Origin of the sequence: Streptomyces luteoverticillatus (assembly GCF_003970715.1) — a bacterium.
Lineage (GTDB): Bacteria > Actinomycetota > Actinomycetes > Streptomycetales > Streptomycetaceae > Streptomyces > Streptomyces abikoensis.
In genome coordinates this window covers 4,816,621-4,829,424 of sequence record NZ_CP034587.1, presented here as the reverse complement: position 1 = coordinate 4,829,424, position 12,804 = coordinate 4,816,621, and the positions used below count along the sequence as shown (strand labels likewise).

The 12,804-nt window shown below is 69.9% G+C and carries 9 protein-coding genes; 4 read left to right on the top strand and 5 right to left on the bottom strand.

All coding sequences use genetic code 11. The features are described from left to right. Positions 1–23 precede the first annotated feature (23 nt). Complete coding sequence (locus EKH77_RS21585; protein ID WP_126915974.1) at positions 24–1,295, bottom strand: extracellular solute-binding protein; 1,272 nt, start codon at positions 1,293–1,295, stop codon at positions 24–26. Positions 1,296–1,549: 254 nt separating this feature from the next. Here EKH77_RS21585 and EKH77_RS21580 point away from each other — a divergent pair, with 254 nt between their 5' ends. The 3 genes from EKH77_RS21580 (at position 1,550) to EKH77_RS21570 (ending at position 3,194) form a co-directional block, all read left to right on the top strand. Beyond that, positions 1,550–2,320 (top strand): GntR family transcriptional regulator, encoded by a 771-nt coding sequence (locus tag EKH77_RS21580; RefSeq protein ID WP_126915973.1) that lies wholly within the window; start codon positions 1,550–1,552, stop codon positions 2,318–2,320. A gap of 146 nt (positions 2,321–2,466) precedes the next feature. Further along, positions 2,467–2,694, top strand: coding sequence for a hypothetical protein (locus tag EKH77_RS21575; protein WP_126915972.1), 228 nt, complete (start codon positions 2,467–2,469; stop codon positions 2,692–2,694). After that, entirely contained in the window at positions 2,691–3,194 is a 504-nt protein-coding gene (locus EKH77_RS21570; protein ID WP_126915971.1) for a hypothetical protein, read from the top strand. Before EKH77_RS21575 ends, EKH77_RS21570 begins: the two co-directional genes overlap by 4 nt. Before the next feature lie 3 nt (positions 3,195–3,197). Here EKH77_RS21570 and EKH77_RS21565 read toward each other — a convergent pair whose 3' ends face one another. The 4 genes from EKH77_RS21565 to EKH77_RS21550 all read right to left on the bottom strand — a co-directional run bounded on the left by EKH77_RS21565 (position 3,198) and on the right by EKH77_RS21550 (position 9,111). Then, entirely contained in the window at positions 3,198–4,829 is a 1,632-nt protein-coding gene (locus EKH77_RS21565; protein WP_126915970.1) for a lytic transglycosylase domain-containing protein, read from the bottom strand. A gap of 78 nt (positions 4,830–4,907) precedes the next feature. Beyond that, positions 4,908–6,797: an FG-GAP-like repeat-containing protein gene (locus EKH77_RS21560; RefSeq protein WP_126915969.1), complete on the bottom strand. Its 1,890-nt coding sequence runs from the start codon at positions 6,795–6,797 to the stop codon at positions 4,908–4,910. Positions 6,798–6,919: 122 nt separating this feature from the next. Next, the gene (locus EKH77_RS21555; RefSeq protein ID WP_164737836.1) at positions 6,920–8,467 is read right to left on the bottom strand and encodes a S1 family peptidase; all 1,548 of its coding nucleotides are present in this window, start codon (positions 8,465–8,467) and stop codon (positions 6,920–6,922) included. Between the two features lie 128 nt (positions 8,468–8,595). Then, a complete protein-coding gene (locus EKH77_RS21550; RefSeq protein WP_126915967.1) occupies positions 8,596–9,111 on the bottom strand; it encodes a hypothetical protein in 516 nt (171 codons plus the stop codon). 452 nt (positions 9,112–9,563) lie between these two features. Between EKH77_RS21550 and EKH77_RS21545 the strand changes: the two genes are divergently transcribed. Next, positions 9,564–12,800, top strand: coding sequence for an ALF repeat-containing protein (locus EKH77_RS21545; protein WP_164737835.1), 3,237 nt, complete (start codon positions 9,564–9,566; stop codon positions 12,798–12,800). The last annotated feature ends 4 nt before the right edge of the window (positions 12,801–12,804 follow it).

Sequence of the window (12,804 nt, the reverse complement as noted above, 5' to 3'; positions counted from 1 at the left end):
GGCCGGCTACTGCTTCTGGCCGGCTACTGCTTCTGGGCGAGCCGCTTGTTCATGTCGCCCTCGACCTGCTTGGCGGCCTCCTCCGGAGACTTGCCGCCCAGAACCGCGGTCATATAGGCCTTGATCGGGTTCGGCGCGTTCTCCACGTTGGCCCATTCGGGGATCAGCGGAGTGGTGCCACCGGTCCTGGCGGCGGGGGCGGCGGCCTCGGCGGCCGGCTGGCCCTTCAGGCTGGGCAGCAGCGCGTCCTTGTTGGGGAGCGAGCCGACCTCCTTGGCCAGCGCGCCCTCGTTCTTGTCGGACAGCGCGATCTTCAGGAACTCCTTGGCGAGGTCCTTCTTCTTGCTGCCCTCGGAGATGGCGAGGTTGGAGCCGCCGAGGAAGACGCCCTCGGGCTTGTCGGCGGTCTCACCGGGGATGGTGAAGTAGCCGATCTCCTTCTCGATCTCCGGGTTCGCCTTGATGGCGGTGGCGGCCTCCCAGCCCATGCCGATGAAGGCGCCCGTCTTGCCCTTGGCGAAGACGTCGGCCTGCTGCGGGGTGGCCTCGTCCTTGTCCTTGGGGGCCTTGCTGAAGGACTGGTACTTCTTGTAGATCTCCATGGCCTTGGTGACCTTGGGGTCGGCGAGGTTGGAGACGTACTTCTTGCCGTCCTTCTTCACCAGGTCGGCACCGGTGCCGATGGTCAGGCCGTCGAAGAAGTACCAGTTCTGGCCGGGCAGGTAGAGCGGCTCGGCGTCGCCCTTCTGCTGAATGGCCTCGAGGTCCTTGAAGAACTCGTCACGGGTCTTCGGGGTGTCCTTGATACCCGCGTCGGCCCAGACCTTCTTGTTGTAGATGACGACGCGGCTGGCGGCGTACCAGGGGGCCGCGTACTGCTTGCCCTCGAAGACGGACGGCTTGTTGAGGGATTCGGTCCAGTTCCCGCCGATCTCCTTCTTCAGGTCGTCCAGCTGGGCGAGGCCACCGGTCTGGGCGTAGGAGGGCGTCTGGGTGTTGCCGATCTCCACGACGTCCGGCGGGCTGGACTCGGAGAGGGCGGTGGTGAGCTTCTGCTGGATCCCGTCCCACTTCTGGACCTGGACGTTGAGCTTCGCACCGGTCTTCTGTTCGAACTCGGCCTGGACGGCCTTCGTCCAACCCGGTGGATTCGAGCCATCCATGAACCAGACGGTGAGGCTCTTGTCCTTGGAACCGCCGTCGGCCGATCCCTTGTCACTGTCGCTGGACCCACAGGCAGCGACACTCACCATCATGGCCACGACACCCGTCGCCGCTATGAGCCCACGCTTCACAGCACTCTCCCTTGAGGACCGAATGTGGTCTTTAATGGTTTAGACCAGTGCCCGCAGCTTGGCCTAGACCTTTTGGGGTGTCAAGGGTGTATAAGAGTCGCTGTCGGCTCCGTTACCGGACCGACACCTCGAGGTCGACGCGGGTATCTCCGGTCTCCTCGGGCTCTGCCCGTGCCACCATGTGACCGCTATAGACGGAGGAGCCGGTGACGGCAGCAGGATCATCGGAGTCGGGAAGGTCGGGAAGGCACGCCATGGCGACCGAGGGCGAGACGGCGGAGGGCGGCAGCGCCGCGAGCGGCGGACGGACCGCGCGTGTTCCCAAGTATTACCGGCTCAAACGACACTTGCTGGATATGACCGAAACCATGCCTCCCGGCACTCCCGTGCCGCCGGAGCGCACCCTGGCCGCCGAGTTCGACACCTCCCGCACGACGGTACGCCAGGCCCTCCAGGAACTGGTGGTCGAGGGACGGCTGGAGCGCATCCAGGGCAAGGGCACGTTCGTCGCCAAGCCCAAGGTCTCCCAGGCCCTCCAACTGACCTCCTACACGGAGGACATGCGCGCCCAGGGCCTGGAGCCCACCTCCCAGCTCCTCGACATCGGCTACGTCACCGCCGACGACCGCCTCGCCGGGCTCCTCGACATAGTGGCCGGCGGCCGCGTCCTGCGCATCGAACGCCTGCGGCTCGCCAGCGGCGAGCCGATGGCGATCGAGACCACCCATCTGTCGGCGAAGCGCTTCCCGGCCCTGCGCCGGAGCCTGGTGAAGTACACCTCCCTCTACACCGCGCTGGCCGAGGTCTACGACGTCCGCCTCGCGGAGGCGGAGGAGACCATCGAGACCTCCCTGGCCACCCCGCGCGAGGCCGGCCTGCTGGGCACGGACGTGGGCCTGCCGATGCTGCTCCTCTCCCGCCACTCGCTGGACGCGGAGGGCAAGCCGGTGGAGTGGGTGAGGTCGGTGTACCGGGGCGACCGCTACAAGTTCGTCGCGAGACTGCGGCGGCCGGTGACGGAGTAAGAGCCGGTGGCGGAGCAGGAGCGGCGTGACGACGGGTAGGGAACGCCTAAGGAATCACCCGTCGACTTCATGACCATTCGATGAGCGTTCCGCAAACACGACCTTGGTGCGGGCCCGTTGTCAGTGGCACCCCCTAGCCTGAGGGCATGTCATGCAACGCGACCCTGACCCCGACCCCGGAGCAGCTCAACCACGAGATACGCATGTTCCTCACGGCCCGCAGCGGCCGCACGCTGACCAGCGCCGAGCGCGGCGTCTACGAGCGGCTGCGGGCCGAATGGCTGGCCGCGGGGCGCCGGGCCCGGTACGGCACGGCGCCGGCTCCCCGGCCCGCTCGCCCCTCGGCGTGCGGGGCACGTACGGTATCCGAATGAGCCACGCCGTCGACGCGGTCGATGCCGCCGCGATCGCCCTGAACGACCGTTCCTGGACCCCCTCGCACCACGAGCTGACCCTCGCGCGCGACTTCTTCACACGTCGCGACGCCATACCTCAGCGCCTGCTGCCGGGCATGCCCCAGTCCCCCAGCCCCCAGGGCTGGGTCACCCAGCACGTCCTGTGGCTGGAAGACGTCGCCCACCTCGCCGGCGAACTGCTGACCGCCTGGCGCGCCTGGCTCCCTGACGGCCACATGATCGGCCTCCTCGGCGCCTACGGCGGCCTGGCCCGCACCGCCGCCCCCCTCGCCGCCCGGCTGGGCCGCGACTGGTCCGCCGAGTGGCAGGCCCCGCCCTCGAAGCAGGACACCTCCTCCTGGGAGGACTGGCACCTCCCGACGGAACAGCGCCGGCAGCTCGACGCGCTGACAGACCGTCTGGTCCTAATCGGCGCCGTCATGGTCATGGCAGTCAACCGCGGCGAGACGGGCCACTGACGCTCACGCGGTGACGGTCAGCTCGACATCCAGGGTGACGCCGTCGGCGGCGGTGAGCCGCAGGACGTACGTACCGGGGTGCGCGTCGGCGTGGATCGCCGGGAGGGTGACCACACCGTCGGGGCCGGGCGGAGGCAGGACGAGGGTACGGACGGCCTTGCCCGCCGCGTCCACGAAGTACGGACCGAGGGTGTTCTCGGTGGCGTTCTCCTTGCCCGCGATGAGCGTCGCGGTGAGCACGGTCCCGAGGGCGGCCTGCCCGTAGCGGGTGGCCTTGACCTGAAGACTCCCGGTGAAGGTACCGTCGGCCGGTGCGCTCGGGGGCTGTTCGCCGATCCACGTCAAGGTGTCGGCGGTGGCGGAGCCGGAAAGGCGGGCGTTCACCCGGAACGTCACGTCCTTGCCGGCTGTGCTCGCCATGACGACGAAGCCGCCCGGCCGGTCACCGACGCGCAGCGGTGGTGCGACGGCGAGGCCCTGGGCGTCGGTGGTGACGGTGACGGTCGTGGCGTCCCCGTGCCCGGGGAAGCGGGCGTCGGTGGTGACGCCGACGATCTCGAAGGTGACGTCGGCCCCGGGGACGGGGTCACCGTAGGCGTTGCTCGCCCGGACCCGTGCGATCCGGGCGAGGTCCTGCCCGGTCTCGGCGTCGCGGCTCTGCTCCCCGAGGGGAGTGAGGCGGGCGACGGCACGGGCGTCGGGCTTCGGCCGGGGCTCGGGCTCGGGTTCCGGAACGGAGGTGGGCTTGGGCTGTGGCTTGAGCTGCGGCTTGGGCTCGGGCGCCGGGGAACCAGGGGTGGGTGTCCGTACGGCGCCGCGCGCCGGGGTGACGGCCCGCGCATCGGCCGGATCCGGGCGATGGGGCACGGTGGGCGTGTCGTCGGGGACTGCGGTGACGTTGCCACCTTGGTACGTGCGCATCCACTCCAGGACGGCGTTGACGTATTCCCGGGAGTTGTTGTAGCTGAGGATCGCCTTGTCGAGTTCGGCGGGGTCCGTGAGGTTCCCGTCGCCGGCGCAGAGATAGCGGGCGGTGCCCAGGGCGGCGTCGTAGATGTTGTTGGGGTCCTTGACTCCGTCGCCGTTGCCGTCGGCGCCCCAGGTGGCCCAGGTGGAGGGGATGAACTGGGTGGGGCCGACGGCACGGTCGTACTCGGTGTCCCCGTCCCAGCGTCCGCCGTCGGTGTCGCGGATGAGCGCGAACTGCTTCCCGTCCAGCCGCGGCCCCCGGATGGGCTGCTCGGTGGAGCCGTCGGAGCGCAGCCCGTACCCGGAGGCGTGCACAGATTCCACGCGCCCGATCCCGGCGACCAGCTCCCACGGGATCCGGCACCCCGGCTGGCTCACGGCCAGCGCCTGCGCGGCCTTCTTGTAGGCGTCCAGGGCGGTGGCCGGAATACCGGCTTCCCCGCTGCCCGACGGGCCCGGCTGTTGAGATTTCCGCAGATCAGGGAGGACGAGGCTCGGCACGCCCCTGGAGGGGAACGCCTGCGCGCTGTCCGGCCCGGGTGCGGCGGGCCGGGCGTCGGCGGTGAGCGGCCCGGCGGCCGCGGCGGTGGAGAGGGAGACCGCCAGGGCGGCGCCGCACAAGCCGCGTCGGGTACGGCCGGTGAGGTGGAGGGGAGCGAGCTTCACGGGGAGGCGGTTTCCTGACGTAAGTGCTGCTTGCGGGTGTGGGGCCGGCGCACCATGTGCCCGGCCCCACTGGGTGGATCAGCGCTTCAGGTCGCTGTTCCAGACCTTCACGGGGGCGTTGAAGCCGCTCCCGTTGCTGGTGAAGGTCCACAGCGCGACCGACGTACGGCCGTCGGCGCCCTGCCCGTAGTCGTACGTGACGCTGATGTCGGCCTTGCCGTCGCCGTTGAAGTCACCGGCGGTGAGCTCGCTCGCGGCCCAGTTCCAGCTGTCGACCGTGGTGCCGCTCTCCCAGACCTTGCGGGGGTCGGTGAAGCCGTCCTTGGTGCCGGAGAAGATCCACAGGCCGGTCTTGTTCTTGCCGGAGACCTTGCCGTAGTCGTAGAGGACGGCGATGTCGGCCTTGCCGTCGCCGTTGAAGTCACCGGCCGTGACCTTGCTGGCCTCCCAGCTCCAGCTACGGCCCTCCCAGGTCAGGCTGTTCCAGACCTTGCGGTGCTCGACGAAGCCGTTGCTGTTGTCGGCGATGAGCCACAGGGCCGTCTCGTTGCGGCTGTCGGAGGTCGTGCCGTTGCCGTAGAGGACGGCGATGTCGCTCTTGCCGTCGCCGTTGAAGTCACCGGCGACCATCTTGCTGCTGTTCCAGTTCCAGCTGGTCGAGCCGCTCTCCCACGCCTTGCGGGGCTCGGTGAAGCCGTTGCCGTTGCTGGTGAAGGTCAGCAGGCCGCTCTCGTTGCGGGATCCGCTGTTGCCGTAGTTGTAGAGGACGGCGATGTCGGCCTTGCCGTCACCGTTGAAGTCACCGGCCGCGACCTTGCTGGCGTCCCAGTTCCAGCTCTTCCAGGAGCTGGAACTGCTCTCCCAGACCTTCACGGGGGCGTTGAAGCCGGTCCCGGTGCTGGTGAAGGTGAACAGACCGGTCCGGTAGAGGCCGTCGGCGGTCTTGCCGTAGTTGTACAGTGCGGCGACATCCGTCTTGCCGTCGCCGTTGAAATCACCGGACGTCAGCTTGACGGCGTCCCACCGCCAGCTGTCCGAGCCGGTGTCCCACACGGCGCGCGGCTCCTCGAAGCCTTCGCCGGTGGCGGTGTGGACCCACAGCGCCGCCCGGCCCCGGCCGTCCTTCGACGGACCGTAGTCGGTCAGCATGGCGACATCGGCCTTGCCGTCGCCGTCGAAGTCGCCGGTGGTCGTCGCGTAGCGCTTCGGGAGCGCACGCACCTGCTGGATCCAGAAGCCGACGTCGTCGGTCCGGCTGGCGACGGCGCCCTTGCGGGTCTCGTCCTCGTTCCCGAAGCAGCCGCCCTGCCAGGAGGCGCTGCTGACGGCGACCAGCTCCTCGCGCCCGTCGCGCTCCCGGACCACCGGCCCGCCGGTGTCGCCCTTGCAGACGGCCCCGTCCTTGCCGGTGATGTCGAGGCTGGTGCCCTTCACGGCGTCGACGCCGAAGGCGCCCGAGTGCACCCGGTCCGGCACCCACTCGTCCTTGGTACGCCCGTAGCCGGCGACGCGCAGGACGTCCCCCTTGGCGGGGGCGCCGCTGCCGAGCGTCGCGGGCTCGACGTCGGCGACGGGGGCGGCGAGCCGTGCCATGACGAGGTCACGGTCGTCACGCGGGACGAGCTCGACGACGTCCCGTACCTGCCCGGCCTCGGTGGCGAGATCCGCCCGGCCGACGGTCGCCTTGGTCTTCATCTGAGGCGCCCCGGCGGCGACCTTGCCACCCGGCTGCGCGCTCTCGGCGAAGCAGCTGCCGGCTGTCAGCACCCACTGCTCGTCGACGAGCGTGCCGGTGCAGGCGCGTTGGCCCTCGCCGATGTCGAGCTTGACGGTGGAGACGTGCCGGCCGTCCTTGGCCGCGTCACCGATGACGGCGTGCGCGGGGGTGGCGACGACCAGTGCGCTGGTCGCGACGACGGTGGTGAGAAAACCGGCTGCCCACGCGGCGCGCGAACTACTGCGGTTCATGTGTTTTCCTTCAGAGTGGTTGGCGTGCGTGGGCAGGACACGCTCAGGTACGGCCGCCACCGGGATCGACGGCGGCCGTACCGTGGTTGATGTGCGCCGGCGGTTGATGTGCGTCGGCCGGTTCAGCCGACGAGCTGGACCTCGCCGTGCGTGCCGGCGGCGTCGACGCCGGGGTAGTAGCTGACGTTTCCGTCGTTCCAGCCGACGAGGACGTCGTTGGGGCCCTTGCCCGCGGCCGTGAAGGAACCCACCGTCAGCGTCTGGGCGTTCTTCCACGCCGAGCCGACGGGCCGGACGGTGATCCGGCTGCCGTGGTAGCCGGCGGTGTCGACACCCGGGAAGAGCTGCGCCTGACCGTCGTTCCAGCGGATGAGGAGGTCGGCGGTCTTCTTGCCGGTGAACTCGCCGGCGCTGATCTGGACGGCGTTCTTCCAGCCGTTGTCCGCCTTGGTCAGCTGGGTCCAGCCGCTGAGGCCCTTGGTGCCGATGTCGGAGTACATCGACGTGGAGCCGTCCTCCCAGAGGACGAGCAGGTCGTCACGGAGGGAGTTCTCCGTGAACCGGCCCGCCGTGATCAGCCGGGCGTTCTTCCAGAACGGGTTGTCGCCGCCACCGGGACGGAGCGTCTTCTCGTCGTGGACACCGTTCTGGTCGACGTGCGTATACGTCGACACCTTGCCGCTGGCCCAGCGGACGGTGATGCCGTCGGAGCCGTTCTCGGTGAACTTGCCACCGGTGACCGCGCGGGCGTCCTGCCAGTAGCTTCCCTTGTCAGCGATCTTGTACTCAGCGGAGAAGGGCTGCTTGGGGTCGTCGTGATCGGCACCCTGGAAGAGCGTGGCCTCGCCGTCCTTCCAGACGACGAACAGGTCCATACGGCGCTTGCCGTCGTTCGAACCACCGGTGAAGTAGCCGGACGCGGTGTACGCGGCGTACTTCCAGCTCGATCGCGGCAGCAGCGTGCGGGAGGCGACGGACTGGACCCACCCGGCGATGTCGTCGACCCGCGCGTCGACGGCACCCTTGCGGGTCTCGTCCTCATTGCCGAAGCAGCCGCCCTGCCAGGAGGTGCTGTTGACACCGACCAGCTCATAGCGGCCACCGACCTCGCGGAAGGCGGGTCCGCCGGTGTCACCCTTGCAGACGGCGGCGTCGGCGCTCGCGCCGGCGAGCTCGACAGAGCCGTCCCGCAGGGCACTCACGCTGAACTTCGCCGAGTGCGGCTTGTCGGGCACCCACTCGTCCTTGGTGCGACCATAACCGGCGACGCGCAATTCCTCGCCCTGCGCGAGCGGCTTGAAGCCGATCTCGGCGGGGGCGATGCCGGTGACGGGCTTGGCCAGCTTGGCCATCACCAGGTCGCGGTCCTCTCGCGGGACGAGCTCGACGACGTCGGTAGCACGGCCGCTCAAGGTGGCGGTGGTCTTGAGCTTGGGGGCGCCGGCGGCGACCTTGCCACCCGAGGTGGAACCGTCGGCGAAACAACTGGCCGCGGTGACGAGCCACTGCTTCTCGACGAGGGTGGCAGTGCAGGCTCGCTTGCCGCCACCGATGTCGAGCTTCGCCGCGAACGCGTATGCGCTGTCCTTGGCGGCGTCGCCGACGACGGCCTGGGCCGGGGCGGCGGAGAGTGCGCAGGCCAAGGCGGCGGTCGCCGAAACCCCTGTCATGAAGGCGGCACGAGAACGTATACCGAGCACGTTTCTTTCCATGGTGTGGTGTTCTTCTTACTCATTACCTGGACCGACGGTGACGTACGGCCCTGACGAGGCAGCGGCCGCTACCGACCCGGCCGAAGCTACTTACTGGCGATGATTTCGATCAGCGTGTGCTCGCGGCCCGCCGGGTCGGCGTTCTCGCCGATTCCCTTCCAGGAGTTCTTCGGGATGTCGAAGGACTTCTCCTGCTCGCCGACCTTCATGTTGACGGTGGCCTGGTAGTCGTGGCTCTGCACGCCGCCGACCGAGGGGACCTCCAGGGAGAGGTAGCCGGTCTTCCCGGTCACCTTGAAGCAGAAGTCCTCACGGTCACGGGCGATGAACTTGAGGAGATTCGGGCTGCTGTCGCATTCGGCGAGGAGGATGTGCCCATCCCCGCTCTTCAGCTTGAGCCCCTTCTCCTTGAGGATCTTTTCCGCGTTCGGGTAGGAGAAGTCCTCGACGGCGGAGGGCGGCTGCTCCGTCGAGCGGGCCTCGGCGGTACGGGCCGCGCCGGCCCCGTTGGCAGCGTTGGCCGCTCCGGTCAGCAGGAGGACGCCGCCGGCGAGGGCGCTGCCCACGAGAGCGAGCGCCGGCAGGCGTGAGGGTATCCGCATGGTGACTCACATTTCGCTTAGTGGTTTCTGAAAGGGGCAGAACGCCCCATCGACCTGCATGACTACCACTTGGCACCAGAACACCTCAAGCCGTGACGAGTGTTATCGAACCGTCACACAAGCTCATTCCGCCACCCTCGCACAGCAGAGCCCGGAAGTGAGCGGCTTTCAGCTTTCCCCGAGGGGCGGGAAGTTGACGATCCGAATCGCGCCGCGAATCAAGATCAACATCTCCATGACCTCTCCTTTATGAGTGCATTACCTTTACATTACCCATGCGATCATGCTTGGCGGACGCGTGGCCACGCCCCCTCTGCATTCAGTACGCAATCCCGAACGGGGAAGCCCCTGACATGAAACCGTCAAATGCATCACGCCGGTTGAGGCACACGCGCAGAAGACTCACCGCCCTGGCCACGCTGACCACGGCAGCAGTCATCTTCGGAACCTCCGTGGCCGAAGCGCTCCCGGCACGGACCGGAGAGAACACGCTTCCCGAAAATGCCCGGACCCAGGCCGTACAGGCCTGGCGGTCCGGTGGCACGGCGGCCAAGCGTGAGGCGGCCAAGGCACTGACCGGCTCGGCCGCCGACATGAGCAAGTTCCTCGGGGGCGCGCTGCGCCGGGCCCAGGTCGAAGACGCCCGGTACGCCATCCTCAGGTCGATGTCGGGCGCCGGCAAGGGGGTGGCCGCAGCGGCCGACAAGGCGCTGTCGGGCTCCGACGAGGACGTGCTCGAATTCCTCAAGTCCGGGTACGAGAAGCCGCTGCAGGAGGATCGCCGCTTCGCGGTCCTGCGCGCCATGAACCAGGGTGGCAAGGCCGTCAACCGTGAGGGGCAGCGAGCCCTCGACAACGGCGCGCCCGAGGCTCTGGACGACTTCCTCCAGAAGGGCCTGGAGAAGGCCACGGCCGAGGACGACCGGTTCGAGGTGCTGCGCGCCATGAACTTCGGCGGGCCCGCCGTGAAGCAGGCCGCCGAGCGCGCCCTGAACGGGGACGCCGGCGACAGGGCCGAGTTCCTGGAGCGTGGCCTGGACCTGGCCCGGGCACGCGACCAGGAGTCGATGACGATCGCGCAGCTGGCCCAGGTGGCCACCGAGGCCGGCAAGAAGGCCAAGGCGGAGACCGAGGCGGCGCTGGAAGCGGCCGCCGTCGCCGACAAGGCCGCGGCGAGGGCGAAGGAAGCCGCCGAAGAGGCGGCGAGGGAGACCGCCGCGGCGAAGTCGGACGCCGACAAGGCCGGGCGGTACGCCACGAAGGCCGCCCAGGCCGCCGAGGGCGCCGCCGCGGCGGCCCGCACGGCCATCAGCGCCTCCAACAACGCGGTGTCCGCGGCCCGGACGGCGGCACGGGCCGCCGCCAACGCCGCCGCCGCGGCGGCCGCCGCCGGTCAGGCCGCGGCCCGCGCCTACCAGGCCGCGAGCGCCGCGGTGGCGGACGCCGGTCAGGCCAAGGCCGCACGCCAGGCCGCCGAGCAGGCCCGTGACGCGGCAGCGGGAGCCCGCACCGCGGCGGCCGCGGCCGACCAGGCGGCGAGCGCGTCCGCGGCGGCCGGCGAATCCGGCGCCGCAGCTGCCAGCGCCGCCCGTAACGCCGCCGCCGCGGCCGAGGCCGCCGCGGAGTCGAGCGCGCACGCCGGTGTCGCCCAGGCCGAGGCGGCGCGCGCCAAGCGGGCGGCGGCCACGGCCCGTGCCGAGGCCGACCGCGCGACGCGCGCGGCCAACAGCGCCGTGTCCCTCTCGAACCAGGCGGCCGCCGCCGCTCGTGCGACCCGCACGGCGGCCAACGACGCGGCCCGGCACGCGGACGCCGCGGCCAAGGCCGCCGACAAGGCGGCGGACGAGGCGGGCAAAGCCCAGGACGCGGCCAATAAGGCCAAGGCACATGCCGCTGCCGCGCTGGAGGCCGCCAAGACGGCGGGTGAAGCGACCAAGCAGGCCGAGAGTGTGTTCAAGGTCGCTCGCGAGGCCGAGGACACGAAGCTCCAGGCGGACCTCGCCACCGCCCTCGACGACGCACGGGACCGCAAGGCCGAGGAGGACGAGACGCGGTCGGTCATCGACCGGCAGCAGACCCAGGCCGCCCAGACGGACGAGGCCACCAAGAAGCTGGTCTCCGAGGCCGGCGGGAAGCTGGGCAACGACGACCCGGGCGCGGTGAAGCTCGCCCGGCAGGCGGCGGTCAATCTGCTGTCGAGCACGGGCACCTGGACCCGCGCGGCGGCCGAGGACGCCCTCTCGGGCTCGGACGACGACGTGCTGGCCTGGGTGAAACAGGACCGGGCCAAGGCCGAGGACCTGGACGACCGCGACAGGGCCGTCTTCTTCAGCCGGATCGGCTCCCCCAAGACGGCGGCGGCCGCACAGGACGCCCTCGCCAAGGGCACCGCCGAGGTGCGGACCTTCCTGACGAAGGGCGCCTTCGACGGGCAGCGCGAGGAGTACCGCTACCAGATCCTGCGGATCATCAACGACGCGAGCAAGGCGGTCAAGGACGCCGCGACCAAGGCGTTGGACGACGGCTCCACCGAGGCGCTGCACGCGTTCCTCGCCACGGGCTATGCCAAGGCACAGGCCGAGGACGACCGCTTCCAGACGCTCCGGCTCCTGGAGCAGGGCGGATCGGTCATGAAGGCCACCGCACAGGTCGCGCTCGAGGGCACGGTGTCGATGCGGCGCGCCTTCATCGAGCGGGCCCAGTTCCGTGCGGCTCAGGCGGACCAGGACACTGCGGCCCACATCGCGGCGGTCCAGGCCCAGATCAGCATCGCGTCCAAGGCCACGTCCGAGGCGTACGGGAACGCCGCCACCGCGGCCGAGGCCGCGGCCCGTGCCCAGGGCAGGGCGGACGAGGCCAAGGGTCACGCCGCCCAGGCGAAGGCTTCGGCGGACGAGGCCAAGGGCCACGCCACCCGGGCGCGGGACTTCGCCGACAAGGCCGACGCGTCGGCCGCCAGCGCGGCCGCCTCCGCCAAGAAGGCCAAGGACGCCGCTGCCAAGGCACGCGTCGCCAGCCGTCAGGCCAACTACTCGGCCACCCAGGCCACGCTCTCCGCAGAGCAGGCGGTGGCCTCGGCGGCCAACGCCCAGGCCTCGGCAAGCCGGGCCCAGCAGGCCGCGGTCCAGGCCGGCCAGGACGCGGCAGCCGCACGCCGGGCGGCGACCGAGGCGAAGCAGATCGCGCAGGAGAAGCACGAGGCGGAGCAGCGGGCGGCCGCGGAGGCCGCACGGAAGCAGGCCGAGGAAGCCGCGAAGAACGCCCAGCGTCCTGACCGCGACTCCAAGAACGACGAGGCCCGGCTGCCCGGCGGCGGTGACGGCCAGAGCGGCAACGACCCCGAGAAAACAAGAAACGAGGAACAGGCCAAGCTGTTCAGCAACATCAGCACATGGACCGGCGTCGCAGCCGCAGGCCTTGCCCTCACGCCGATCCCTGGCGCCCAGATCCTCGCTGCCGGTCTGGGATGGGCCTCACTTACCGCTGGTGTCATCAGCAGCATCTACACCTTCAAGGCGCATGGATGGAGCAGCCAGTTCGCCACCTCCGTAATCGGGACTGGAATGGGAGCCCTTGGAATGGGGCTGAACAAGGCCGTCGGTAAATACAAGGACATCTCGGCTGGAACCAAGAAGGTTGTAGGCTTCGTCAACGACATCACCTCGCCGCTCACAAGCTTGTTCGGCTAGCGGT

Excerpts from the sequence above, each read along its gene's own strand:
- EKH77_RS21555 (WP_164737836.1), bottom strand. The coding sequence starts at position 8,467 with ATGACAGGGGTTTCGGCGACCGCCGCCTTGGCCTGCGCACTCTCCGCC.
- EKH77_RS21580 (WP_126915973.1), top strand. The coding sequence starts at position 1,550 with ATGGCGACCGAGGGCGAGACGGCGGAGGGCGGCAGCGCCGCGAGCGGC.
- EKH77_RS21570 (WP_126915971.1), top strand. The coding sequence starts at position 2,691 with ATGAGCCACGCCGTCGACGCGGTCGATGCCGCCGCGATCGCCCTGAAC.
- EKH77_RS21575 (WP_126915972.1), top strand. The coding sequence starts at position 2,467 with ATGTCATGCAACGCGACCCTGACCCCGACCCCGGAGCAGCTCAACCAC.
- EKH77_RS21560 (WP_126915969.1), bottom strand. The coding sequence starts at position 6,797 with ATGAACCGCAGTAGTTCGCGCGCCGCGTGGGCAGCCGGTTTTCTCACC.
- EKH77_RS21550 (WP_126915967.1), bottom strand. The coding sequence starts at position 9,111 with ATGCGGATACCCTCACGCCTGCCGGCGCTCGCTCTCGTGGGCAGCGCC.